Source organism: Arcobacter sp. s6 (assembly GCF_040884245.1).
Lineage (GTDB): Bacteria > Campylobacterota > Campylobacteria > Campylobacterales > Arcobacteraceae > Aliarcobacter.
Genome location: NZ_JBEVTN010000005.1, coordinates 82,417 through 108,883, shown reverse-complemented (window position 1 = coordinate 108,883; position 26,467 = coordinate 82,417). Strand labels below are relative to the sequence as shown.

Annotated in this window: 25 protein-coding genes; 8 read left to right on the top strand and 17 right to left on the bottom strand. The window is 25.7% G+C overall.

Features of this window, described 5'->3' with window-relative positions:
* Positions 1-4 precede the first annotated feature (4 nt).
* Positions 5-985: a tRNA lysidine(34) synthetase TilS gene (tilS, locus tag ABVS04_RS04195; protein ID WP_368029423.1), complete on the top strand. Its 981-nt coding sequence runs from the start codon at positions 5-7 to the stop codon at positions 983-985.
* Here the strand turns inward: tilS and ABVS04_RS04190 are convergent.
* The 9 genes from ABVS04_RS04190 to ABVS04_RS04150 form a co-directional block, all read right to left on the bottom strand.
* Positions 974-1,243 carry a hypothetical protein gene (locus ABVS04_RS04190; protein WP_368029422.1) on the bottom strand — a complete coding sequence of 90 codons (270 nt, stop codon included), beginning with the start codon at positions 1,241-1,243 and terminating at the stop codon, positions 974-976. The genes tilS and ABVS04_RS04190 overlap by 12 nt on opposite strands.
* The gene (fliS, locus tag ABVS04_RS04185) at positions 1,219-1,575 is read right to left on the bottom strand and encodes a flagellar export chaperone FliS (RefSeq protein WP_368029421.1); all 357 of its coding nucleotides are present in this window, start codon (positions 1,573-1,575) and stop codon (positions 1,219-1,221) included. The genes ABVS04_RS04190 and fliS overlap by 25 nt, the downstream gene beginning before the upstream one ends.
* A 107-nt stretch (positions 1,576-1,682) precedes the next feature.
* Positions 1,683-2,381 (bottom strand): flagellar basal body L-ring protein FlgH, encoded by a 699-nt coding sequence (locus ABVS04_RS04180; RefSeq protein WP_368029420.1) that lies wholly within the window; start codon positions 2,379-2,381, stop codon positions 1,683-1,685.
* Positions 2,371-2,799, bottom strand: coding sequence for a hypothetical protein (locus ABVS04_RS04175; protein ID WP_368029419.1), 429 nt, complete (start codon positions 2,797-2,799; stop codon positions 2,371-2,373). The genes ABVS04_RS04180 and ABVS04_RS04175 overlap by 11 nt, the downstream gene beginning before the upstream one ends.
* Positions 2,800-2,803: 4 nt before the next feature.
* Positions 2,804-3,340 carry a flagellar basal body-associated protein FliL gene (gene fliL / locus ABVS04_RS04170; protein ID WP_368029418.1) on the bottom strand — a complete coding sequence of 179 codons (537 nt, stop codon included), beginning with the start codon at positions 3,338-3,340 and terminating at the stop codon, positions 2,804-2,806.
* Positions 3,341-3,342: 2 nt separating this feature from the next.
* Positions 3,343-3,834, bottom strand: coding sequence for a hypothetical protein (locus ABVS04_RS04165; protein ID WP_368029417.1), 492 nt, complete (start codon positions 3,832-3,834; stop codon positions 3,343-3,345).
* A complete protein-coding gene (locus ABVS04_RS04160) occupies positions 3,831-4,247 on the bottom strand; it encodes a hypothetical protein (RefSeq protein ID WP_368029416.1) in 417 nt (138 codons plus the stop codon). Before ABVS04_RS04160 ends, ABVS04_RS04165 begins: the two co-directional genes overlap by 4 nt.
* 2 nt (positions 4,248-4,249) lie before the next feature.
* Positions 4,250-4,510, bottom strand: coding sequence for a flagellar biosynthetic protein FliQ (locus ABVS04_RS04155; protein WP_368029415.1), 261 nt, complete (start codon positions 4,508-4,510; stop codon positions 4,250-4,252).
* 3 nt (positions 4,511-4,513) lie between these two features.
* Positions 4,514-5,611, bottom strand: coding sequence for a hypothetical protein (locus tag ABVS04_RS04150; RefSeq protein ID WP_368029414.1), 1,098 nt, complete (start codon positions 5,609-5,611; stop codon positions 4,514-4,516).
* Positions 5,612-5,707: 96 nt separating this feature from the next.
* On the opposite strand from ABVS04_RS04150, the gene ABVS04_RS04145 reads away from it, so the two are divergent.
* Positions 5,708-6,757 (top strand): flagellar basal body P-ring protein FlgI, encoded by a 1,050-nt coding sequence (locus tag ABVS04_RS04145; RefSeq protein ID WP_368029413.1) that lies wholly within the window; start codon positions 5,708-5,710, stop codon positions 6,755-6,757.
* A gap of 1 nt (position 6,758) precedes the next feature.
* Complete coding sequence (gene fliM, locus ABVS04_RS04140) at positions 6,759-7,856, top strand: flagellar motor switch protein FliM (protein WP_368029412.1); 1,098 nt, start codon at positions 6,759-6,761, stop codon at positions 7,854-7,856.
* A gap of 14 nt (positions 7,857-7,870) precedes the next feature.
* On the opposite strand, the gene pyrC is transcribed toward fliM, so the two are convergent.
* The 5 genes from pyrC to ABVS04_RS04115 all read right to left on the bottom strand — a co-directional run bounded on the left by pyrC (position 7,871) and on the right by ABVS04_RS04115 (position 12,201).
* Positions 7,871-8,902, bottom strand: a complete 1,032-nt coding sequence (gene pyrC / locus ABVS04_RS04135; RefSeq protein ID WP_368029411.1) for a dihydroorotase — start codon at positions 8,900-8,902, stop codon at positions 7,871-7,873.
* The gene (locus ABVS04_RS04130; RefSeq protein WP_172124447.1) at positions 8,902-9,240 is read right to left on the bottom strand and encodes a P-II family nitrogen regulator; all 339 of its coding nucleotides are present in this window, start codon (positions 9,238-9,240) and stop codon (positions 8,902-8,904) included. The genes pyrC and ABVS04_RS04130 overlap by 1 nt, the downstream gene beginning before the upstream one ends.
* Positions 9,241-9,327: 87 nt before the next feature.
* A complete protein-coding gene (locus tag ABVS04_RS04125) occupies positions 9,328-10,515 on the bottom strand; it encodes an ammonium transporter (RefSeq protein WP_368029410.1) in 1,188 nt (395 codons plus the stop codon).
* A gap of 119 nt (positions 10,516-10,634) precedes the next feature.
* Positions 10,635-10,973 (bottom strand): P-II family nitrogen regulator, encoded by a 339-nt coding sequence (locus tag ABVS04_RS04120; protein WP_368029409.1) that lies wholly within the window; start codon positions 10,971-10,973, stop codon positions 10,635-10,637.
* A 13-nt stretch (positions 10,974-10,986) separates the two neighbouring features.
* Positions 10,987-12,201, bottom strand: coding sequence for an ammonium transporter (locus tag ABVS04_RS04115; RefSeq protein WP_368029408.1), 1,215 nt, complete (start codon positions 12,199-12,201; stop codon positions 10,987-10,989).
* Between the two features lie 184 nt (positions 12,202-12,385).
* Between ABVS04_RS04115 and ABVS04_RS04110 the strand changes: the two genes are divergently transcribed.
* Positions 12,386-14,311: an ankyrin repeat domain-containing protein gene (locus ABVS04_RS04110; RefSeq protein ID WP_368029407.1), complete on the top strand. Its 1,926-nt coding sequence runs from the start codon at positions 12,386-12,388 to the stop codon at positions 14,309-14,311.
* 89 nt (positions 14,312-14,400) lie between these two features.
* Positions 14,401-15,264 (top strand): hypothetical protein, encoded by an 864-nt coding sequence (locus tag ABVS04_RS04105; protein ID WP_368029406.1) that lies wholly within the window; start codon positions 14,401-14,403, stop codon positions 15,262-15,264.
* Between the two features lie 18 nt (positions 15,265-15,282).
* Here the strand turns inward: ABVS04_RS04105 and ABVS04_RS04100 are convergent, their stop codons facing one another.
* A complete protein-coding gene (locus ABVS04_RS04100; RefSeq protein ID WP_368029405.1) occupies positions 15,283-17,034 on the bottom strand; it encodes an ATP-binding protein in 1,752 nt (583 codons plus the stop codon).
* A gap of 173 nt (positions 17,035-17,207) precedes the next feature.
* Between ABVS04_RS04100 and ABVS04_RS04095 the strand changes: the two genes are divergently transcribed.
* Positions 17,208-17,960 (top strand): sigma 54-interacting transcriptional regulator, encoded by a 753-nt coding sequence (locus ABVS04_RS04095; protein WP_368029404.1) that lies wholly within the window; start codon positions 17,208-17,210, stop codon positions 17,958-17,960.
* Positions 17,957-20,497 carry an HD domain-containing protein gene (locus ABVS04_RS04090; protein WP_368029403.1) on the top strand — a complete coding sequence of 847 codons (2,541 nt, stop codon included), beginning with the start codon at positions 17,957-17,959 and terminating at the stop codon, positions 20,495-20,497. The genes ABVS04_RS04095 and ABVS04_RS04090 overlap by 4 nt, the downstream gene beginning before the upstream one ends.
* A 12-nt stretch (positions 20,498-20,509) precedes the next feature.
* On the opposite strand, the gene ABVS04_RS04085 is transcribed toward ABVS04_RS04090, so the two are convergent.
* Together ABVS04_RS04085 and ABVS04_RS04080 are read right to left on the bottom strand one after the other, a co-directional pair.
* Positions 20,510-21,247, bottom strand: coding sequence for a CRISPR-associated endoribonuclease Cas6 (locus ABVS04_RS04085; RefSeq protein WP_368029402.1), 738 nt, complete (start codon positions 21,245-21,247; stop codon positions 20,510-20,512).
* Between the two features lie 109 nt (positions 21,248-21,356).
* Positions 21,357-24,830, bottom strand: coding sequence for an acyl-[ACP]--phospholipid O-acyltransferase (locus ABVS04_RS04080; protein ID WP_368029401.1), 3,474 nt, complete (start codon positions 24,828-24,830; stop codon positions 21,357-21,359).
* Positions 24,831-24,976: 146 nt separating this feature from the next.
* Between ABVS04_RS04080 and ABVS04_RS04075 the strand changes: the two genes are divergently transcribed.
* A complete protein-coding gene (locus ABVS04_RS04075; RefSeq protein ID WP_368029400.1) occupies positions 24,977-26,467 on the top strand; it encodes a SulP family inorganic anion transporter in 1,491 nt (496 codons plus the stop codon).

Sequence of the window (26,467 nt, the reverse complement as noted above, 5' to 3'; positions counted from 1 at the left end):
AATTATGAATTTAGATTTTAGTGCAATTAAGAATCAAAAAAATCTTCTAGCTTTTTCAGCAGGAGTTGATTCAACTGCACTATTTTTTTTACTACTTGAACAAGATATTCCATTTGATATTGCAATTGTTGATTATAATTTAAGAGAGCAAAGCAAAGAAGAAATTTCTTATGCAAAAGAGCTTGCAAATAAATACTCTAAAAATATTTATATTAAAAATATTGAAATATTAAATCATTCAAATTTTGAAAAAAATGCAAGAGATATTAGATATGCATTTTTTAAAGAAATTATACATGAACACTCTTATGAAAACTTAATTACTGCTCATCAATTAAACGACAAACTAGAGTGGTTTATGATGCAGTTAAGTAAGGGTGCAGGACTTATTGAACTTATTGGTTTTAATGAGTTTGAACAAAAAGAAACATACAAAATTTATAAACCTCTTTTAAATATTACAAAAGATGATTTAGAAATTTATTTACAAAAAAACAATCTAAAATATTTTATAGATGAATCAAATTTTAATGAAAAATATAAAAGAAACTTTTTTAGACATAATTTTTCAGATAAGTTATTAGAAGAGTTTAAAGAAGGAATATCTAAATCTTTTGAGTATTTACAAAATGATTTAAACTCTATGAATATACAGTATAAAGCAATTAAAAAAATTGAGGAATTAGAGATATTTTTAAATCAACATGATGATAATTTAAATATTAGAACAATAGATTTATCTTTAAAAAAAAGAGGAATACTTCTTTCAAATGCACAAAGAAATGAGATATTAAAACAAAAAGAAATTACAATATCAAATAAAATAAATATTTCTATCTATGAAAATAATATTTGGATAGCACCAATGTTAAAGATAATAATGGATAAAAAGTTTAAGGAACTTTGTAGAATAAACAAAATTCCTAAAAATATAAGGGCTTATATTTTTTCTTTGGATATTAATTTAAAAGATTTAATGCTTTAGAAATCTTTTCATTTTTTGGATTTGCACTAATTCTAAACGTGTTTCTTCTTTATGATTTTTTAGAAAATTTATATTTTTAAAAAAAAGTTCTCTAAGTTGTTTAAATTGATTTAATTCTAAATCAAAATCTTCTATGGAATCAGTACTTAAATAATTTTCATACCATTTCACTAAAGCATCTGCCTTAGCAAAAGAATCTAATGAATCAATATAAATTAATTCTTTTAGAGCTTTTAAAGACCTGTCTCTTCTTTCCATGCGTCAATTAATCCTTGAGTAACTTTTATAACTTGGTTAACTGAATTAACGTTATCATCAATTCCAGCACTAAATAATGTCTCTATTTGATATAAATATAAACCATCTAAATAGTAAGCAACTTCTCCACCGTCAAAATCTAATACATTTCGAAGTTCATCAAAAATTGCAATAGTTTTATTAATATACGTAAACTTTAACTCAATATTTCCATCTTGCATTGCATTTTTTACAAAAGAAAGATATTTAATTGCACCTTCGTAAAGCTTCAATACTAAAACATAAGGATCATCTGAAATTGCATTTTGTTGATTATAAGCTTCTATTCCCATATATTAACTCCATATTAATTATTCTTATATAAAAGTATATTATAGATTCCCTTAAAACTGGAAAAAATAAAAAATTAATAATTTTTTTTACTTAATAAACATAATTATTAGAACGGCCAAATTGTTCTTATTAGTTTTAATCCCCATGGTGTTTCTAATATATCTGATTCAGTTCCATCTTTATCATATAATAGTTTTAAATCTGCAACTTGTGAAGAGTTTATTGAGTTATCAGAGGTTATATCATAAGGTCTAATTACTCCACTGATAATTATTATTTGCTTTTGTCCTTCAACAAGCATCTCTTTTCTACCTTTTATATAATAATTACCATTCTCATATGTTTCTTCAATTATAGCAGAAACAGTAGTATCAAAAGTTTCATCATAAGATGTTTTTACAGAACCTTTATCAGAACTATCACTACTTGTAGAAAATCCAACTCCTAATGTAGAATTTACTTTATTAGCAACACTACTTAAGCCGTTTGTTCCAGTAGATGCTAAAAGACCTCCGCCTAAGTTATTATCTCGTGTACTTGATAATTCTCTTTTATTAGTACTTTTAGAAGTTAGATCTTCACTTATAACTATTTGTATAATATCTCCAACTTGTAAATCTTTTTTATCAGCAAATAAAGAAGTTCCTCTTTGCGAATATAAAGAACCTTTATTTTTTATAGGTTCAGGCGGTTTTTTAGGAATTTGAACCTCTGGTTTATCAAAATTAAGCTCAGGTTCTGCTGTTACGGCACAACCTAAAAAAACAAAAGGTATAAGAATTAAAAAAATTGTATTATTTCGCATTTAATTTACTTTTTAATATAAAATCAATATCTACTGCAATGATAATTTCGTTTAATGTTTTTTTAACGAAAGCCATTACCCCATATCTAACCATTAAGGCATCTAAATTTGTATTAAGTTCACAAACTATTACAACTTTATTTTCTATAATTTTTACATGTTTAATATTTTCTTGCCCAACCAAATCAACAGCTTTTTCAATCTCAACTAAAATAGCTTTTTCAATCTCTTTTTTATTATTTTCTTGCTTATCTTCTTCTATTTTTAATGCTTGTTTTGCTTCTAGTTCTTTTTGTTGTTGTTCTGCAAAAGTTTTACTCGTATAATAATAGTAACCGCCAAACATACAAATCAAAATTAATAAAGATACAATTTTTATTATCTTTTGTTTTTTATTTCTTTTAACAGCTACTATCATAATTCTATTTTATTACAAATGTCGTAAATAAAATCGCATTTACATTATTTCTAGCAACTTCTGTATTTGAAGCTGTAACCTCATTTATTACATTATTGATATCTTGCATTAATTCATCTTTCAAAAGATTTTTCCCACCAACTGTTAATAATTCTTCTGAACCTCTTGCACTTATTTGAGAAATTACAACATCAATAATTTCTGCTTTATAGTTTTCAACAATTGCTGCAATGGTTGGTTCTGTACTTTTAATAGAAAAAGACAACTTCATTAGCTTTTCTTTTCCTCTTGAGTCAGTCAAGTTTAATACTAAATCATTTATATCAGCTTTAAAAGAAGCACCCTTATCACTTGATTCTTCTTTTACAACTTCTTGAGTAGTTGCTTGATTATTTCCAGAAAGAATACCTTGTGAATATAGGAAATATCCTCCACCTACAACAGCTACAAGTAAAATAACAACTAAGGCAATTAAAACAATTATTAATCCTTTTCCACTACCTGAACTTTTAGCTTCTGTGTTATTATTTTCATCTGCCATATTTATTCCTTCTTTTCTTTGTTTATATTAAAATTTTCTAACATTTGAGTAAGTATTGATGCATTAGGAACACTTAAAAATTTCATTATTTGTGTTACATTACTCTCTTTTAATTTTAAAATTATATCAAAAACATCATCAATTTTGCCTTCACCTATCATTTGATTAAAAATATCTGCAGCTATTTTTGGTTTCATTTGATTATAAATTTTTGACGTTTTGCTCTCTACTGCTAATTTTATATCTTGCAATATCTCTAAGTTTTTATCGTGTAAATCTTTTATTTGATTTTTTTCTTTTTCTATTTGAGAAAGTATTCCTTCTAGCTCTTTTTTTCTTTCTTGATATTCTTGCTCTTTGTCTTTATAAAAGCTGTTTAACTCTTTTTTTAATTCCATAACTTCATATTTTTGTCTTGTTAAACTACTACTTGTTTCTTCACTTGCATTTAAAAAAACTGACATTAAAATCAAAATACATAATTTACTAATCAAAATTCTGTCCTTTCATTTATATATTTACTTTGCATATATTCTGTTGAGGCTTCTTCTTCAGCTAATAATATTTTTTTTATTGCCTCTTTTTTTTCCTCTTCTAAAATATATGCAAATTGCTCTGTTTCTTTTTGCAATTCTATTATCTCTTTTACAACTTTTTCAATTTGTAATAATAAAACTTTTTTTTCATTATTTAATTTTACAATATGAGATCTCATTGTATTTTTATGTATAGTTAGAATCATAAAATCTGATATGGCTCCATGTTTTTGAACAGATGCTGTATCTATTTGATTTTTGGTAAGAGAAACTTCTATATCTATTTTTTCTATTTTAGATTCTAATTGTGATTTTTCCATCAATTTTAAATCTGTTTGATTTTTTTTTAAATTATACAATTTTTCTATCAAGGTTAATTACCAAAAACCAATATAATATTCCATAAATCTTTTGTATATGTTTCAATATGATCACCTATCCATGGTAAAGATATTAAAATAAACGCAGAAACAAAAATCATTTTAGGAACAAAAGACAAAGAAGCATCACTTACTTGTGTTACAGCTTGAAAAATAGAGATTATAAGACCAATTACCATACTAACAATCAAAGAAGGAAGACCAAGTATTAATATAATCTTAACTGTATTCTCTGCAATTGCAATTAAATCCATATATTAGTCTTTAATTTTTATAGTTATCTCTAAAGTTTTATTGCTTAATAATTTAGAAATTAATTGAGCTAGCTCATCTGTATTTGATGAATTTGTAATATTTATAGAATTAGTATTTTTTTCTGCTAAATCTTTTGTATTAATTTCTTCAACTTTTTTATTAACAGTACAATTTAAAGCATCAAGTAAATCCTCTTCATTTAGAGAATCTAATTCAAAAAACTTATCATTACTCATATTCCCTTCTCCTTGCAAAGATTCATCTAAACTCTCTTTTTCATTTACATGCTCTTTAATATCTTCTTCTTTTGTTTTTTCTTCTTGATTATTAAAAACATCTTCTAAAAAATCTAAATCATCAAACATTTTATCTTCTTCATTTTCTTCATTATCAAAATTTTCAAAGGGATCTTTTTCATCAGAAGATTTATCTTCAATATTTTTGTCATCGTAGTCTAATGATATATTATTTAATCCAAAATTATCATTAAAATTCATTATATCATCTAATTCTTCTTTTGATATTTCAGAAGAGTCATCAACATTGCTAAATACATCTTCTGGTATACCTAAATCAACATCGGAGGGCATATCAAATATATCATCCAAGCTATTTACTTCATTTTCATTTTTTTCTTCAACAATATCCTCTTTTGCCAATAATTGGGATAACTCTTCATCAAGTTCAATATTCTCTTTTTCATATGCTTCATCTACAATATTTGCAATAGAAGCTTGAATATTAGGATCTAACTGTTGTTTTTCTTCTTCATGTTTTCTTAATATATATTTTGGAATCTCTGATAATGAATTTACTGATAAATCAGCAATTCCACTATCCAATAAGAACTCTTCTTCTATGCCATCTTTTGGCGCTAAAAACTTAATTTTTGTATTTAATGAATTTTTTTTAATAATTTTTTCATCATCTATTAAGTAAATATCTTTAGGATTATCTTTTATAGTTTTTTTTAATTCAGATAATTCATCTATCTCTTTTATTACGGAATTGGCATCAAGTTTAAATTTGATATTCGAGTGTTCTAAAGTTTCATGTATTTCTTTTTTAAAACTATGATTTCCATAAATGTAAATATTCAATCTATAACCCTACAAAATAATTTTATTAACATAGATTATACCTTTTTTTATTAAATTTTCGATAAAATAAAATCAATTAATAACAAAGGATGATATATGAGATATTTATTTATGATTACATTTTTATTATCATCTTTATATTCACAAACAATTAAAGACATTTCAAATGTAATCGGAATCAGAGAAAATCAACTAATAGGTTATGGACTAATAGTAGGACTTGCGGGAACAGGTGATAAATCAAAATTCACAATACAATCTTTACAAAATCTTTTAAGAAATTCATATATAAAAATTCCAGCATCTTCTATTACTTCAAAAAATATTGCTGCTGTTATGGTAACTGCTGATTTACCACCATTTTCTAGACAAGGTGATAAAATAAAAGTAAAAGTTTCAACAATAGGTGATGCTAAATCTGTTGATAATGGCGAGCTTTTAATTACCCAGCTAAAAGGTGTTGATGGAAATGTATATGCCTTAGCACAAGGAACTATTGCTGCTAATGAAAATAACAAAACTTCAGGTTTTATTTATGAGGGTGCAACTGTTGAAAATGAAATTGATTTTAGTTTAAAAGATGAAAACTTTATTGAACTCAGTCTTTTACAAAACTCAGCTAAAAATGCAGATTTAGTTGAAACAAAAATAAATGAAAAATTTGGAAAAAAACTTGCAACTGCTATGGATACAAGAACAATTAAAGTAATGAAGCCAGCTGATATATCTATTGTCAAATTTTTATCAATGGTTCAAACAATAGAGCTTGATTCTTCTTTCAAGAAGAAAGTTATTGTTGATTTAAGTAGAGAATCTTTAATCACAGGAGGTGACATTATTATTGATCCTGTAACTATTGCACGAAATAGTTTTACAATTAGAATTGATAAGTCAGGTCTTAGTAATGAAGCATGGAATGATCCAAAACAAAATCCTGGTGTTGATATAGGAGATAATGTAAAAATTGCAGATAAACCTGTTGTTAACATTGATAATGCAATGATAAATACAAAAGCTGCTCCAACTATCTCTGATTTAGTACGAGCTATGAAAGTTATGAAATTACCTATGAGTGAAATAATTGATACACTAAAAATGATAAAAGAAATGGGCGCAATTGATGTTGATATTGAGGTAAGAGGATAATATGGCTGAATTTTTAAGTCAAGATGAGATTGATGCTCTTTTAGACATAGCAGAACAAGGTGAAGATATTGATAACTCACCAATTGAGAAGGTTATTTCTAAAGAAAAGAACTATTCTATTTATGACTTTAAAAAACCAAATAGAATAACAGCTGAACAACTAAAAGCATTTTCAACCATGCATGATAAAATGTTAAGAGATTTTATTAATGACTTATCTTCAATGCTTCGAAAAATAGTAGATGTTAAACTATATTCAATTGAGCAGATGACTTATGGAGAATTTATTTTATCAATTCCACAAATCACATCTTTAAATACTTTATCAATTAAACCTCTAGAAGGTCGTATTGTAGTTGAATGTAATCCTGCAATTTCTCACAAAATAATTGCAGAACTATTGGGTTCAGGAGCTGTTAATACAAGCGATAATATTGATAGAGAACTAACAGAAATTGAAATCGAAATACTAGAGCATTTTTATAAAATGTTTATAAAAAATCTATATAAATCATGGCATGATATTTCTAGTTTAAATTTTAAAATAGAATCAAGAGATACTAATGCAAACGCTATACAAATAGTATCTGATCATGAAATTGTATTACTTGTTGTTTTAGAGATTACTATTGATGAAGAATCAGGATTTCTATCTATATGTTATCCAATTTCATATTTCGAGCCATTGCTTAATAAAATTGTAGAAAAAATATTTTCTGAAAGTACTAATAGAAAGACAAGTAGAAAAAGGGATATTAAAACTTTAATTTCAGGTGCTAGAATGAGAGTTGAATCAATTATGGCAGAAACAGAATTAAATGCACAAGATATATTAAATCTAAAAGAAGATGATGTAATTGTATTTAATAAAAATGCAACTTCGTCAACAGCAACTATTTATATTAATAAAAAAGAAAAATTTTCTGCAATTTCTGGTATTTCAAATAATAGAAAAGCCATACAAATAAGAGCTAATTTAGATAGAGAAAAACAAGAAACACTTAATGCATTAAGGTTAATGAGAGAAGAAAGAGAAGTAAAAGCTAAAGAATCAGCTGAAAATATAAGAAGACTTCTAAATCAAAAAGATAGCAAATAAGCTATCTTTTCATTTTAATTAATTGACTCAATACTCCAAGAAATAGTTTCCCCTGCATACATAGGAACTACATTTTCATTTTTGTATTCATAAATAGCTGGAACTACAAAATCTTTTTTTATTAATTTTATTGTTTTATTTGTTAAATTTAAATCATATATTTTTTTTGCATTTGTAGAAACAAAAGCATTTAACTTATCTAAACAATTATGTTTTTCAAAAAGTTCTACTAAAACTTGAAGAGCAATTGGTGATGTAAATACACCTGCTGCACAACCACAACACTCTTTTTTATGTTTTGGATGGGGGGCTGAATCACTTCCAAACATTAATTTTGGATGAGCTTTTAAAGCAGCATTTAATAAAGCAGATCTATCTTCTGGTCTTTTTGCAATTGGCTTACAAAACAAATGAGGAGCTAACATTCCACCGGCTACATCATCAAGTGTTATTAATAAATGATGTAAAGTTACAGTTGCGTGTAAATTATCATACTTATCTAATAATTCAATAGCATCTTTAGTTGTGATATGTTCCATTATAATTTTTAAATCAGGAAAAGCAACAGCTAATGATTCATAAATTGGCATAAACTCTTTTTCTCTATCCATAACAAAACCATTAGTTTCACCATGTATACATAAAGGAATTCCCAACTTACTCATTGATTCTAATGTAGGTCTTAAATTCTCAACATTCATAGAAGAAACACCTGTTTCTGAGTTTGTTGTAATTCCCGCAGGATATAATTTAATACCTATAATATCATTTTTGATATCTTCCAAAAATTCATAAGAATAATCATTTTTAAAAAACAGTGTTACAAAAGGTTCAAAATTATCATCTTTACAAGCATCTTTGATTCTTTCTTTATAAGCTAATAAAGCCTCTTTTGTAGTAATAGGAGGTACTAAATTAGGCATTATTAAAGCACCTGAAAAAGTTTTAGAAGTTAAAGGTCCAACTAACTTTAGCATATCTGCATCTCTTAAATGCAAATGCATATCTAGTGGTTCATTTAACTCAAATACAGTTTCACTTGCCATTAAATAGCTTCCTCATCTTGTTCACCTGTTCTAATTCTTACGATTTTTTCAATTGGAGAAACAAATATTTTTCCATCTCCAATTTTTCCAGTTTTTGCAGCTTCAATTATTACAGCAATTGTCGAATCTACATCTTCATCAGCAACAATTAATTCTAATTTGATTTTTGGTAAAAAATCAACTACATATTCAGCACCTCTATAAAGTTCACTATGTCCTTGTTGTCTTCCATAACCTTTTACATCAGATACAGTCATACCTGTAACTCCAGCTTCAGCTAAAGCATCTTTTACATCTTCAAGTTTAAACGGTTTAATTACAGCTTCAATTTTTTTCACTATTAATCCTTTTTTTAGTTCTTATATTTTAACAAAATTTTTTTAAATTAATATTATCTTTAATAAAAAATTTACATAATATTAAATTTAGAATGCTCTTTTAAATTCAGGGTAAGCTTCAATTCCACATTCTTCAACATCTAACCCTTGCATTTCTTCATCATTTCCTGCTCTTAAAGGCATGATCTTATTTATTATAAATAAAATAATATATGAAGAGATAAAGGCAAAAATAGCAACTACTATTATTCCTTTTAATTGTCCTAATATAGTTATATCTTCGCCATTTGAAGCAAATAACCCTACTGCTATTGTTCCCCAAATACCATTAACTAAGTGAACAGATAAAGCTCCAACGGGATCATCTATTTTTAATTTATCAAATACAGATACACCAATTACTACTAATATTCCACCAATTGATCCTATTAAAATAGGTGTATAAATATCATATAAATCTGGTCCTGCAGTAACTGCTACTAATCCACCAAGTGCCCCATTTAAAATCATGGTAAGATCAAGTTTTTTATACATTATTTGCATAATAATTGCTACAACTATAGCGCCACATAAACCAGCAGTATTTGTATTCATAATAGTAAGGGCAACCAAATCTGCATTTTCTTTTGATGCAATTGATCCTACACTTCCACCATTAAATCCAAACCATCCAATCCATAATAAAAAAGCACCTAAAGTAACTAAAGGAATATTTGATGCAGGTATTACTCTAATACCACCTTCTTTTGGATATCTTCCTTTTCTAGCTCCTATTATTAAAATAGCTGCAAGTAAAGCCCATCCACCTGTTGAATGAATAACAGTAGAACCAGCTAAATCATACATTGATAATTCTAAGATTGTTCCTTCAAGAAAGTTTGAACCCCATGTAATATTTACAACTAATGGATATAAAATTGATGCCATAATTACTGTAAATAGCACTAATGGAATAACCTTTGCTCTTTCACTAACTCCACCACTCATAATATTTACAACTTTTCCAACAAATGCCATTTGAAATAAAAATGCAGCATATTTACTCATACTATCACTTCCTAAATCTCCAAAAGCTAATGAGTAACCAAAAAGTAAAAAAGAAAGAGATGCAACAGCGTATATAAGTGTATTGATTGTTAATACAGCTGTAACATTTTTTGTTCGTACGATACCTGCTTCTAGCATTGCAAAACCTGGGACCATAAAAATAATCAATGTCATGGCAAAGATTGCATAAAGAGTATCTATTATGTAAGATATAGATTCTACGTTCATAATATTCCTTTGTGTTTTGAATATTATAACACTAATATAAAATATACAACAATTAATTACTGTATATTTTATATACAATTCAAAGAAAAAAGTATATTTTCTTTGAATTAAAATAAGATTTAAACAGCTTCAGTTCCTCTTTCTTCTGTTCTTATTCTTACTACTTCATCTAAAGATGAAACAAATATTTTCCCATCTCCAATTTTCCCTGTTTTTGCAGAATTTACTATCGCATTTATTGTACTTTCTACCATCTCATCTTTTACTACTATATCTATCTTGATTTTTGGAAGAAAATCTACTACATATTCAGCCCCTCTATACAATTCTGAGTGACCTTGTTGTCTTCCATATCCTTTTACATCGTATACACTCATTCCTGTTATACCTATTTCAACTAGTGCATCTTTTACATCTTCTAATTTAAAAGGTTTAATTATTACTTCTATTTTTTTCATTATTTGTCCTTAATTATGCTCTTTTAAATTCTGGATATGCTTCAAGTCCAGTTTCATGAATATCAAGACCATTTACTTCAGTCTCTTCATCAACTCTTAACCCAATTATTAAATCTAATATTTTCCATACAATAAATGATGAAATAAACACAAATGCACCTATTACAACTATACCTTTAACTTGAGCCATAATAGTAACTTCTGGGTTAAATATACCAACAGCTAGTGTTCCCCAAATACCTGCAACTAAGTGAACAGATAAAGCTCCAACAGGATCATCAATTCTTAATTTATCAAAAAATGGAATTGCAAACACAACTAATGCACCACCAACTAAACCTTCAATAAATGCAATATTCATACCTAAATCAGGTCCTGCAGTACAAGAAACAAGTCCTGCTAATGCCCCATTTAAAACCATTGTTAAATCAACTTTTTTATAAATAAGTTGAGTTAAAATAGCAGCCATTACAGCACCAGCACAAGCAGCCATATTCGTACTTGCAACAACTGAAGCAATTCCATCAATATCTTCTTTTGAACCTAAAGCTAATTGAGAACCACCATTAAATCCGAACCATCCCATCCATAAAATAAATGTTCCAAGAGTTGCTAATGCTAGGTTAGATCCTGGAATTGGTTTTACTTGTCCATCCTTACCATATTTTCCTTTTCTTGCACCTAAAATTAAAACACCAGCAAGAGCAGCCCATCCACCAACAGAGTGAACAATAGTTGATCCAGCAAAATCACTAAATCCAGCAATGATTCCACCTAATTCAGATCCACCCCATGACCAGTGACCTTGAATAGGATAAATTACACCTGATAAAACAACTGTGAAAATCAAGAATGGCCATAACTTCATTCTTTCAGCAATTGTCCCTGAAATAACTGAAGCCGCAGTTGCAACAAATACTACTTGAAAAAAGAAATCAGCCATTACAGGATAACCCATTGCTTCATTAGTTTTCCCAGATAACATTGCTCCACTTCCAATAAAAGCACTTCCTTCACCATACATTAAGTTATAACCTATAAAATAAAACATAATACAAGATATAGCGAATAAAGCCATATTTTTTGTTAATACCGTTGCATTATTTTTTGTTCGTGTTAAACCAGCTTCTAACATGGCAAAACCAGCCGCCATCCACATTACTAAGATTCCTGCAAATACAAACAGAAAGCCATCTAATATATATTTTACATCTGCAAAATTTTCCATAAGACCCCTTTGTCATTTTTTATGATTAAATTATAGAAGTTTAATATTAATTTGTAAACAGATATCTGTATATATTTTATACAACATAGGTACTTTTTCAATATTTTTATACAAAAAAGATTTATATTAATATTTTTACAATATAATCGTGTTAAAATTATAAAAATGAAAAGATAGGCTGTAAATGTTTAAAAAATTTCTTAATAATACTAAGCATGATGAAGAAGAATTAATTAAAGAACTATTAAACCCTTCATTTAATTTAGATAAAATAAATAAGATAGCTAACTCAATACCTATAGATTTGAATCATCTTTATTTAGAAGAAGAATTAGTTTTTCACATTTGCTGTAAAAAAGATTTGTTTCAAGCAGTTCTTTGGTTTATTGATAAAAAAATAAACTTAGAAGCAGAAAATAGTGAAAAAGAAACAGCCATATTTTATGCTACTCAATCTAAAACCACAGCAATAATTCAAGTCTTAGTAGAAAATGGAATAAATATTGATCATTTAAATATTTATAATAGAACTGCTATTCAAGATGCTGTAATAAGTGCAAACAACAGAATTGTAAATTATTTAATTCAAGTTACTCCTAATCTTTCAAATTGTGATATTCATGGAAATAATCTAATTTTTGATGCTGTTGCAAATGGTAATATTGATATTATAAGAAAAATAGGTACTATTGATAAAATTAATATTAATCAAATAAACGTAGATGGTCAAACTATTATGCACAAAGAAGCTGTATTAAGAAATGATAATTTAGCAATATTATTAATGGATTTAGGAGCTGATCCAACAATTCCAGATAAAGAAGGAAATTGTTTTTTATTTAGTGCTATTTCTAAAGGAATTACTAGTTTAGATTTGATTGAAAAAGCAGTAAAACTAGGTCATAATATTAATGTTAAAAATAAGCATAAAAGTACTTTATTAATGGAATCAATTAAATATTACTTGAATACTCCAAAAGATAAAGAAGATTTAAAACTCAGTCATTTAGCTATGGTAAAAGAGATTGTTCGATTAGGAGTTAATCTAAATGCTCTTGATAACAAAGATGAAAATGCATTTTTCCTTGCCACTAGAAGCGAAAATAAAGAATTAATAGATATATTTTTAGAAAATCCAAACTTAAATATGAATCACAATAATATTGATGGTGAAAGTGTATTATCAATTTTAGCTTTAAATGGTGCAAGAAACAATGATTTAATTAATTTATATATATTAAAAGGTGCAAACCCTCGTCATGAAAATATATTTGGTCAATCCCTTATTGAAATATTAATTGATATAATTTTACATATAGAAAACAAAAGAAGCTTAGAAGATAAATATATAAAATTATTAAATGAAAATGCTGAATATCCTACAGTTTTAGAAAATATTTTGAAAAATACTGATGTTGATATGAATAAACTTAATTCAAAAGGTGAACCCTTATTTTTTGACTCTATATTAAATTTTAATTTTAAATTATTCAAATTACTTAGAGCTAAAAGTATTGATATAAATGCAAAAGACAAAGATGGAAATAATATAATTTTTAGACTAATGGATTTTGATAATAAAGATTTAATAAAAGATAAAAAGCTATATTTAAATACTATTAAAAGTCTAATTAACTCAGGTGTAGATATAAATGCCAAAAATAATGAAAGTTTAACAGCTCTTCAATTAGCTATTGGTGGAAAATGTGAATATATAATTAGATTATTATTAGAAATGCGTGCTGATTGTACAATCACTGATAATAAAGGTAGAACTATTATGCATACTTGCATTTGGAAAAACACTTCTAAATATTTTAAACTTATATATAATTATAATAAAGACATAATAAATGTACCAGATTTATTTGGAATTCGACCCATAAATTATGCAGCGTTTATGGGCAAAAAAGATCTAGTTATTCAAATGTTAGATTCAGGTGCAATGGTTAATAATCCTAATAAAAAAGATCCTAAAATATTAGATTATCTTAAAAAATTCCATCAAAATATTATTCATATAACAGATAATGTTGATAAAACTATTGATCAAAATAGTTTACAACAATTAGCAGATAATATGATTAAAGAGTTTAATATAGAAATATAAAACAAACATATGTTTAAATAATATACAAATCTCATATACATCTCAGTAAATTTTTTCATATAATTACAAAAAAATACACAGGATTTTTTATGAGAGAATTTTTTGAGACATATATACAACACCAAGAAGACATAGAATATTTTCTACAAGAAAGTATAAAAAATATTGGAAATTTAAATGGTCATAAAAAAAATGACTTTGCACAGCTTTATAAAATATTTCCATCTTTAGAGCTTGTATATATAGTAAATAAAGAGACTAAAATACAAACTTCATGTAATTATTATAGATATAGAAATGATGCAAATGCAAAAGATAAAGATAGATCTCATCTTATATCTAAATTACATTTTAAAGAATCAAATGTAGCATTTTCAAAACCGTATATAAGTAGTGCCACAAGAAGTAACTGCGTTACTGTTACTGTCAAAGAAGGTGATGAGATATTTTTTCTTGATTTTCAAATTGATATTTTATTACAAAAATTAAATCTAATAGAATTAAATAAACCATTTCATGGAATTACAAAAGGATTTTACATTCTTGCAGGATTTTCAATGATTGTTTTATCAATAATTACAATTTTATTTTCTTTATATGATTTTGCAGTTTATATTTTTTCAAAACATGATTTATCTTTAGAAATGATTTTTAAACCAATTATTGCTTTGACTTTAAGTATTGCTATATTTGATCTTGCAAAAACCATACTAGAACAAGAAGTATTTTTTAAATCCTATTCTAAAAATTCTAAAGTTGAAACAAAGATATTAACTAAATTTTTAACAACGATTATTATTGCATTATCAATTGAAGCATTAATTGTTGTATTTAAAATAGCTCTAAATGATTATGTACAAATGATAAATGCATTTTATTTAATTGCAGGAATTGCATTAATTTTAATTTCTCTAACTATTTTTATATATTTTTCTACAAAAAGACCAAGGTAATTCTATTTTTGGAATTACCTATAAGGGTATTGTAATCTCAAAACAAGCCCCAAAATGTTGCTTATCTAAATAGGTATATTTTTCATTTGATACTTTTATTGTTCCTTTAATATGTTTAACAATAATCTCTTCACTCATATAAAGTCCAATTCCTGTTCCTTTACTTTGATGTTTAGTAGTAAAATATGGTTCAAAAATTCTATCTATAATTTCTTCTTTAATTCCACCTGCATTATCTTTTATTGTTATAATTAAATTCCCATTTGCTTTATATAAATCAATAAAAACATATCCAATTAATAAAGTATTATCTTTAATCAACTCATCTTTTGCATTATTTACGATATTAATTAACACCTGTAATATTTCATTCTCATAATTCAGAATTTCTACATTTTCTATTTTTTTAATTACATTTATATTGTTTTTTTTAAATTCAACGCTTATAAGTTTTAATAATTTATTAATCAAATCTTCTGAATAAAAAATATTTTTAGATTTATTTGGAGAAAAATAGTATTGAAAATCATCAATTGTATTTGATAGATAATTTGATGCATTAATAATATAATCTAATGATTTATAATATTCATCTTCGTCTAAAATGTTTAATTCTTTTTTTAATTTTATTGATGAAGCAGCAGTTGTAATAATTGATAAAGGTTGTCTCCATTGATGAGCAATATTTCCAATCATCTCACCCATTGCTGCCATTTTATTTTGTTGAAAAATTATTTTATTTTTTTCATCATTTCTAACAACTGCATCACTTACTGTTTCTTCTAAAATTGTATTAATTTCTTTTAATCTTTTAGTATAAATATAATAATTCCAAATTGAGATTATAAAACATAAAAAAAGAACAAATAAAATTAAATATAAAAATGCACGATTTTTAAATTCATTTATTTCTGAGATATTTATTTTATTAATATCTTGAAAAACTAGCATATTTGCTAGCTTTATACCTTCTTCAATAATAGGAATGTTTACTATTAAATTTCTATCTTTAATCAAATAATCTTTTATTTTTAAGAACTCTTCTAAATCTTGTGATTCTAAATATTTCAATAGTTCAGAAGAAACTGATAAATTAGCAATGTAGTAATCTTTTAAAAAGATTTTTGTAAAACTTTGTTCTTTTAATTGACTTGTGAATAATTTATCAACTAAAATTATTGGTTCAACTGCATCACTATTTTTTATCTCTTTTGTAATTGAATTAAAATGAGTAATACACTCTAAAATTCCAATAAACTTTTCATTTTTATAAATAGGGACCATAGATTTAAAAGTTATATCATAAATTCCAACACTAATACTATTTTTCACTTCTGGCTTTTTTAAAATATCTTGCAAGTCTAATCTAAAATTTTTTACTTTATCATTTTTATTATCTGTCCAACTTCGATAAACAGATACACCTCTTTCATCAATAATATGGAACCATACATTTTTAAAATCTGTATATTTCCTTAGTTTTTCTGATAGTTCAGTTAAATCATAATTTGAGTCTTTTTCAAGTAAAAGAGTTTCTTTTACTTTATCATTTTCTGAAAGAGTTAAAGCAATTGCCAATGTAGCATTTTTTTTTGTTTCTATTAAAGAGTTAATTTTATCTTGAAAACTAGCCCCTATATTACTGTATTTTTGGAATAATAATTCTTTTTCTTTTATTAAAATCCAATTACTTCCTACTAAAATAACAATAACACAAATTGTAACAAGAATAATAAGATTTTTAATAATATATTTATTTTTATTTTCCAAGTTATACTCTTTTTATTTTTTATATTATTACATATACTAAGTTAAAATATTATTTTATTTTTTAATAGAATATTTGTCTATTTTATATACAATTTTTTATAAAGTTTTCATTTTTATACAGTATAATATTTTCTAACTATAACTTTTTAAGATTTAAAAAAAGGTAAGATAAAATGCAAGAATATATAGCAAAAGATGGTATTTCTAAAGAGATATTAAATTCAGCCAAACTTTTACAAGCCGTTGAAGTAAATGCTTTGATATTAGGAGAAAGTGGTGTAGGAAAGAAATCTTTAGCAAAATATATACTGCCTAGTTCTGATGTTTATGAAGCAAAAGATTTACAAAAAGATATAATTGATGACGTTGTTGTATTGCAAAATCGTGCAATTATAATAGATAAAATAAATGAAATAACAAATATAGACGTATTCCTCAAATGGATTGAAGACAATTCAATACGAATTATTGCAATATCAAATACTGAAAATTTAAATCAAAAACTAAAAGATGTTTTTTCAATTAATTTAGAAATTCCTCCCTTATCTAAAAGGGAAGATGATACAAAAGCTTTAGTAAGCAAATTTTCACACGAAGCTAGTTCTATTTTAGATATGCCTTTAATTTCCCAATCAAAATTAATTGTAAATATATCAAATAATACACATAGCTTAAGAAAATCTATCTATTTTTCTTATCTTTTTGAAACAATTGGAGAACATGAAATTTTAATGTTCTTAGAAAAATATATAAGTGAAAACTTACATGGTGAAAACTCATACAAAGAACTATCTTATATTTTTGAAGTACCTTTACTAAAAGCATCAACAAAAAAATATAAATCTCAAGTTCAAGTAGCAAAACATCTTGGATTAAATAGAATTACATTAAGAAAGAAATTAGAGATATATAAAGAATTATTATGATTGAATTAAACTTACAAGTTGAAGAGTTAATCTCTAAAAATGCTACCGATTTCCAGATTTCTAAAGTATTTAAAAACTATTACAAAAACTACTTAGAATCTATTGATACTACTGTTGAAACAACAGGTGGTAAAGATTTTTTTATCAAACACACAAAACATACTGATAAATTTCTAATTTTACTTTATAAATATATTTTACGAAAGAATTTTTCTTCTCATCAACCTATGAGTACATCAATTCCTATTTCTTTAGTAGCCCTTGGTTCATATGGAAGGGAACAACTTTGTATCTATTCTGATATTGATATTATGATTTTATATGAAAATATTAAAGGTTATAATCTAAAAGATATTATGGAAGAATTTATAACTCTAGCATGGGATTGTGGTTTAAAATTAGGTTCAAGAGTACATGAGCTAAAAGAAATAAGTGAAGCTGTAAAAGAAGATATAACAATTAAAAGTTCTATTTTAGAATCAAGAATGATTTATGGCTCAAAAATTTTATGGTTTGGATATGAGAATGTACTAAATAGAATTAGAAAAACCAATCAAAAAGAGTTTATATTAGAAAAACTAGAAGAGCATAAACAAAGATTATTAAAATACCCTCTAAGAATGGAGCCGAATATTAAAGATGGTTATGGAGGAATTAGAGAATCTAATATGATGTATTGGATGGCAAATATTTTATATGGTGTTACAAATACAAAAGATTTAATTGGTAAACAATTTACAGAAGAAGAATATAAAAAATATAGACAAGCATTAGAGTTTATTTTTCAAGTAAGAAATGCTCTACATAATATTGCAAGAAAAAAACAAGATCAGGTTACTTTTGATATTTTACCTGATTTAAGTTCTAAATTAGGATTTATAAATAAACCAAGACATACTAAAGATAGGCAATGTATGTCAAAAATATTATCTAATCTTCATATTATCCATAATTTTACTGCAACTATGGTAAAGAAGTTTACTAGACAAACATTATTTGAAGCTAGCAATATTCCTAAGTTAAGAAAACTAAGGTACAAAAAAAATCTATATATAATAGAAAATAAACTATTCTGCTCATTTAGTGCAAAACCTTTACTTTTAAACAATCTAATAAAAGAATTAATAGATATCCCTTCTAGTGTTAATGAATTTGATAGATCATATATTTACTACATTAGTAAAGTAAAACTTCCAAAAACTCAGAGGAAAGACTTAAAGAAAAATGTAAAAGTATTATTATCAAAACCAAATATACATCCTATTATGAAACTAATTTATAATGCAGGATTATTTCAAACAATTCTTCCAAGTACAAAAAAAATCATCGATCAACCACAGTTTGATGGATATCATAAACATCCAGTTGATATACATTCAATTAATGCTTTAAAGTTTTCAGAAATTATTAAAAATGAAGAAATCAAATCTATTTACGAAGATTTAACAAATGATCAAAAAATAATTGTAAGATTAGTTTCATTCTTTCATGATATTGGAAAAGGAAGAACAGAAGATCATCATATTGTAGGAGAGAAGCTTTTTAAAAGTATGTTAAAGTCTTTTTTCTTTGATGAAGAAATGATAAAAATAGGAGCAAGACTTGTAAGATATCATAATATGATGTCATATATTGCAACACGGGAAGATATATATTCAGAAAAAACAATATTAAATTTTACAGGACTTATTAAAACAAAAGAATCCCTAAAAATGCTTTATGTAATTACATATGCAGATATCTCAGCAGTAGGAGAAAATATTTTTAATAGTTCTATTTCTTCATTATTAAAGCAACTTTACACGCAAACTTTACCTGCTTTTGAGAATGAAGATTTATTGAAAGAAAGTACTAGAAGAATTGCAAAACAAAATACAATAAAAAATTTAGAAAGATACAAAAAGCTTCCTATTATGTTACAAAAAAAGATTATGTATATTGCTTCTAATCAAATTTTTTTACGTTTAAAAGCAGAAGATATTTTAGATATAGCAATTAAAGCAAAAGATATTGACACATATATTTATAAAATAACTAATGATCCTCAATTAACAATTAGAATTATTAGACAATCACCATTAAATCTAGGTTATTTACTTGGAAAACTAGAATTTTTAAATATTGCATCTATGAATATTTTTAAACTATATGACAATAAAAAAGCCTTTGAAATATCCTTTTCTGAAAAAGTTGATAAAGAAGATATTTACTTTATTGAAGAGATAATAAAAGACTCTTTTGATATGAATAAGACAACAAATCTACTTACTCCTATTATTAAAAAAGAGAATATAAAAATTGATACAAATCACACCACCTACTTAGCTTCTATGCATATAGTTGCAAAAGATCAAAAAGGTTTATTTGCCTATATTGCTAAAATCTTTGATGATTTTAATGTAGAGATTGAAAGTGCAAAACTTCATACATCAAAAGGTTATGCTAAAGATTTAATCTTAATAGAAAAAAATGGATGTTTTTGCTCAATGCAAGATGATATAGTTAATCTTATGTGTATAGGTAATAAAACAGAATAAATCTCTGTTTTATTACGCACCTCTTCCTAAACAAAAACCTCCACCAAAACTACTTTTTTCACCAAGACCAACCCCCAATGATAAAAATGCTAATTTTTGAGATAAATCATCTTTTTTTGGAACAATTTTAAATTTATTTCCTATTAACCTAACTAATTTTTCTTTTTGATTTTTAATAGTTTTAAAATATATTGATTGTGGTTTTAAGTTTTTAATTTCAATTTCATCTATAAAATTATCTATAATAGCTTTATTTTCAGGAAAAAATAACTTTAATTTTTTTTCTAGATTCTTTTGAAGTTGATTTTGCAATATTTCTATATCACCATTATAATCTAATGACCAATAAATTTGCCTTCCTGTATCATCTTTCTTTTCAGAAACAATTACAGGTGTTGCAGTATAAAGTTCTCTAATAAAAAATTGATCTATTTCTTTTTTTATTGCTGATAAAACTAATAAAAAACCATTATTCATATTTTCAATAATAGCAATTTCTAGTTCATCTATAAACTCTTCATCTATACTTCTAATAACAAATTCATAAACGTTATTTTTTTTATAAATCTTGTCACTTTCTGTTGGATAAAAATTCCCAAAACAGTAATTTTTTATTGATGTATCTTTATTTTTATAAATTTCATTTTGATATATAGAGTAATTTAAATATTTTGATAATACATCAAAACTATTTTTTAACTCTATATTTGTTTTTAAATATGCTTTGCATTTAAGTTCAAATATTTTCATTTGTTATTCCTAATCTAATAATCTTTTCTGCTTTTCCTAGATTATAAAAATTGTATCCAACAAATGACTCTCAAATGACTCTTTTTTTAATTTTTAAATATTAATATGCTTAAGTTAGAAGTTTTGCTTTTGCAAAATTTTTTTTACCGCTACCTAATCTTGGTATCTCTTCAACAATCTTAATATTACTTGGAATCATTAATTTATTTTCAAAAGAATTTAGAATTTTGTCTTTTAATTGCAAAATATACTCCTCATTTACATGGGAAATCAATAAAATTATCTTCTCACCTTTTTTCTCATCTTCACTTGTGGTAATAATAAAATCCATTAAATTATTATCTTCCAAGTCAATTAATTTTGAAATTTTATCTTCAATAATTCCAAGACTAATCATCTCTCCACCAATTTTTGCAAATCTTGAATATCTATCTACAATTGTTAAAAATCCATCTTCGTCAATTTTTCCCTTGTCTCCTGTAATATAATAGGTTTTTGAATTAATTATTTTTAAAATTTTTGATGTTTTTTCTTCATCATTTAAATAACCTTTCATAACTTGAATTCCTGATATTAGTATCATTCCCTCTTCATTTATTTTTAATTCTTTAAATGTTTCAGGATCTACAATTTTAATTATAGTTCCTGGAATTGCCATACCAACCGATCCTTTTTTCTGACCAACTTGAACAGTATAATCAGGAGCAATAACATCAGGAAGATTACAAGTTGCAACAGGTGAAGTTTCAGTTGTTCCAAACCCTTCTAAAATATCTTTTCCAAATCTTTTCTTAAACTCTAATCTCACATCTTCTCTTAGTTTTTCAGCACCTGAAATAGTTAATCTTAAACTCTCCAACATTAAAGGATGAATTTTTTGATTTTTAGCATAAAGCCTATAAAAAGTAGATGTTCCAAACATAATTGTTGCTTTATATTTTGAAACCAATTTTGCAATTGCTAATCCATCTGTAGGATCAGGATGTGCTACACATTTAATTCCTTCAATTAAAGGAAGATATGTAGTCACAACTATTCCAAATGCATGAAATAATGGTAAAGTTCCAAGTATTATATCTTCATCATTAACATTTATGATATTTGCTATTTGTTGTGCATTCCCTAAAATATTATCTCCTGTTAATTCTATTCCTTTTGGTTTTCCTTCACTTCCTGAAGAGAATAAAATTAATACAGTGTCATTTTTATTTGTTTTTGTTAAATGAATAAGCTTTAATAAAAAAGTAGGTAAAAATTTAACGCTTAAGAATGTAATTAAACTTTTTCTTTTTGATATCTTTTCTTTTAAATCTTCAAGATAAACAATCTCAACAATATCAAAAATCTCTTTTATATTTATTCCCTTTAATTCAAGTTTTTCTACAAATTTTTTTGAAGTAATTACAGATTTTATTTGAGCTGCGTAAATTGATTGTTTTATTGACTCTATTTCACTTGTATAATTTAAATTAACAGCAATTTTTCCCATAAGTAAAATAGAATAATTAATAAAAGCACCTGCTGCTGTTGAAGGTAACAATAAACCTATATTTTGAGTATTTAACTCTTTTTTTAACAAATCTTCAAATAAGATTGAAGCGGTTAAAAATTTATCTGCACTTAATTCTAAACCTGTTGAATCTGCAAAAATTAAGTCACTTGAAACTTCTTGTAATCTATCAAAAATTGTTTCATTTAAAGGTTTTAGATTTCTGATATGTTCTTGCCAAGAAATTGTTGATAATTTTATAATTTCTTGTTTTATACTAACTGTATTTGCTTTTTCTTTTTTCATTAATTTTGAAAAAGATATTGTAACACTAGAAGTTTTTTTAGATTTTTTGAACTTTTTATTGGCTCGGCTAAACATAGATTCCCAAAGTCCTCTAATATAAAAAGGAATTACTTTTATATCACTTGATGTTAGTTCTAATACCTTTTCAAACCCCCTTTTAAATTCACCCAAATGTCCATTTCTTGTTATATTTCCTTCTGGAAAAAGAACAACTATATGACCAGCATCTAACTCTTTTGCTATTGTTTGAATTGTAGTTTTACTTGAAGCATTTGATATTGGAATTGCATTATACATTTTGAAAAGCCATTTTATATACCATTTACTATAAATAGTTTTATCCATAACAAATTTTACTTCTCGTGGAATTGCCATTAAAACAATAGCCCAATCTATCCATGACACATGATTACCTAATAGTAATACACCTCCTGATGCAGGAATATTTTTCACTCCATTTACTTCAAGTTTATATTTTAATCCAACAATTATTTTTAAAAATAATAAAAGTAGAGATTGTGGAAGTTTAAATACCGTATAAATTGTACCAAGAACTGTAATCATTAAAATCAAATAAACAGTATTTAACGGATCAAAATCATAATAAGAAACAATAGTAGTCATACTTAACATTAAAAACATCAATAAAGAGTTGTACCAATTATTTCCTGCAAGAATAGTTCCTAAAACTTTCTTTTTCGCATTAAACTGAATTAAGGCATTTAAAGGAACAACAAACATTCCTCCAAAAACTCCAAATAATAAAAATGTAATTCCTAATAACAAAGGAGTTTGAACAATCGTTGAAATATAAAGCATTAAAGACATACCAAAAGCAGCAAGGGGAATTGTTCCCACTTCAATATAGTGTTTAGATAATCTTGAATATATTACAGAACCAATGGCAATTCCAAATCCTGATGCTCCGATAACTCCATTTATTATAAATACATCTGTAATATTTAAATACATTTTTGCAAAAGATGGGAACACAGCCATAGTAGCTTGTGAAATTCCCCAAAATATAGATAATCCAATAACAGATAAAAAGATAATATCATTAGATGAAATAATTTTTAGATTTTTTGATAATAGTTTTCCTTTAAATAAATCTTGTTTATTTAAAGATAAAGTATCATTTTTCACATAGGAAATATTTATTTTTCTTAAAAATAAAATTGAAATCACCATTTCTAAAAAAGCAACTGGTAAAATATAATAGGTCAATGGTAAAATAGCATTTAATAATTCTTCTTTACTTGTTAATAATTGAAGATTATTAGCATTATAAAAATTCTCAAATATAAAAGAAGCAATTGCAATAGAGAATAAAATTGCAATAATAGAAATAGATTGTAAAGCTGCATTTCCACGAGAAAGGTTCTTCTTCCCATAAATATCAAGTATTAATCCAAATTTTGCAGGTGAATAAATAGCACTTTGAATTGCCAATAAAAATAAAGAAAACATTGCAAAATAAAAGTTTTCACTCATATATGAAATTATCATCAATATAGATAATATAAATGAAGAAACTGCACCATAAACTATAATATTTTTTTTATTATATTTATCAGATAAATATCCACTAATCGTAAACAAAAGAAGGAAGGGAAGAATTATTAATCCATTAATTATAGAAATCCAAATAACTTGCTCACTTCCATCAAATACTTTAAAAGCTACATTTTGAAGTAAAACTTTATGTGAAACATCAACAACTGCATTACAAAAAACAACAAATAAAAATGCTAGTTTTATCACTACTAAACTATTTATTTTCCCCATTTAGTTCCTTTTTTAAACTATTTAATCTATACGTATTATAACCATAATTTAAACTATATTAAAATCAAAGTAAATAGCTTATAAGGGTTTTTTGATATAATAAAAACCTAACTAAAATAAAAACAATCAAATTTATAAGGAATTTTATGTATCAAACCATAAAAAAAGAGTGGTTTTCAAATATCCGCGGGGATATTTTATCGGGACTTGTAGTGGCACTTGCTTTAATCCCAGAAGCAATTGCATTTTCAATTATTGCAGGGGTTGATCCAAAAGTTGGTCTTTATGCATCATTTTGTATAGCCGTAGTTATAGCATTTGTAGGAGGTCGTCCAGGAATGATAAGTGCAGCAACTGGAGCAATGGCTTTAGTTATGGTTACACTTGTAAAAGATTATGGACTTCAATATTTACTTGCAGCTACTTTACTAACTGGTGTATTGCAAATAATTATGGCATATATTGGTGTTGCTAAACTTATGAGTTTTGTAGCAAGGGCCGTTGTTGTGGGATTTGTAAATGCTTTGGCAATTTTAATTTTTATGGCACAATTACCTGAACTTACAAATGTAACATGGCATGTGTATGCTCTTACAATTGTGGGGCTTGGAATTATCTATTTATTTCCTTATGTTCCAAAAATTGGAAAAATTCTTCCATCACCACTTGTTACAATTGTTGTTTTAACTATTTTTGTTTATTTTGCAGGAATTGATGTAAGAAATGTTGGAGACATGGGACAACTTCCTGATACATTACCAATTTTTTTACTTCCTGATATTCCTTTTAATCTTGAAACATTACAAATTATTTTTCCATATTCAATAGCCTTAGCTGTTGTTGGTCTATTAGAATCTTTTATGACAACAACTATAGTTGATGAATTAACAGATACAAAAGGTGATAAAACAAAGGAAGCAAGAGGTCAAGGAATTGCAAATATTGCTTCAGGATTTTTAGGTGGAATGGCTGGTTGTGCTATGATTGGACAATCTATTATTAATGTAAAATCTGGTGGACGTGGGCGTCTTTCTACTTTTATTGCTGGTTTCTTTTTACTTATTATGGTTGTATTTTTAAGTGATATTATCTCAATTATTCCTATGGCTGCTTTGGTTGCTGTTATGATTATGGTTTCTATTGGAACATTTGATTGGGGTTCAATAAAAAGATTAAAAACTCTTCCACTTTCTACTAATATTGTAATGCTTTCAACTGTTGCAGTTACAGTTTATACACACAATTTAGCTCTTGGAGTAATAACCGGTGTGTTATTTGCTTCACTATTTTTTGCAAATAAAATCTCTCATTTTATGTACTGCAATATGTCATATAATGAAGATAAAAGTACAAAAACTTATCAATTTGTTGGACAAGTATTTTTTAATAGTGCAGATAAATTTTATGAAACAATTAATTTTAAAGAAGTTTTAGATAAAGTTATTATTGATATTAGTCGTGCTCATTTTTGGGATATCTCAGCTGTTTATGCACTTGATAAAGCAGTTATTAAATTAAGACGAGAGGGAGCTGATGTTGAAGTTATAGGTCAAAGTGAAGCTAGCAAAACTATTATCGATAGATTTGGTATTCATGATAAACCAGAAGAAATAGAAAAAGTAATGGGAGGACACTAA